Consider the following 566-nt stretch of genomic DNA (forward strand, 5'->3'; position numbering starts at 1 on the left):
GCCCATCGCCGCCGCATCCTGGCCGAACGGGGCGGGCTGGCCGGTCAGCTCGATACGGTCCAGGAGCCGCTGGTCCGCTCCCTGATCGAGGAGCGGCTGGCCGGCATCGTCCAGGAGATCAAGCGGCTCGAGACCGCTATTGCCCGGCTTGTGGCCGAGGATCGCTCGGTCCAGCAGCGTCAGGCGCGGTTGCGCCAGGTCCCTGGCGTCGGCCCGGTCCTGGCCATAACCTTGCTGGCCGACATGCCCGAACTGGGCAGGGTCTCGGCCAAGGCTGCGGCCGCTCTTGTGGGCGTGGCCCCTTATGCCCGCCAGTCCGGCTCCTCGGATCGCCATGGACGTTGCGCCGGAGGCAGAAAGCACCTGCGCGACATCGCCTATATGGCCGTGCTCAGCGCCATCAAGGTCAACGATCCCGTCCTCGGCGGCTTCTATCGACGGCTCAGGGCGCGCGGAAAACCCTTCAAACTCGCCATGATCGCGACCGTCCGAAAACTCATCACAATCCTCAACGCCATCGCAAAATCCGACAAGGCATTCGCCTAACCATCCACGGTTGCTCGACC

Annotated in this window: 1 protein-coding gene; it reads left to right on the forward strand. The window is 66.3% G+C overall.

Annotated elements, in window-relative coordinates:
* The coding region (locus A3840_RS01000; protein ID WP_131798201.1) for a transposase at positions 1–546 on the forward strand (546 nt) is incomplete at its 5' end.
* Positions 547–566 lie beyond the last annotated feature (20 nt).

Origin of the sequence: Devosia elaeis (assembly GCF_001650025.1) — a bacterium.
In the GTDB taxonomy this organism is placed as follows: domain Bacteria; phylum Pseudomonadota; class Alphaproteobacteria; order Rhizobiales; family Devosiaceae; genus Devosia; species Devosia elaeis.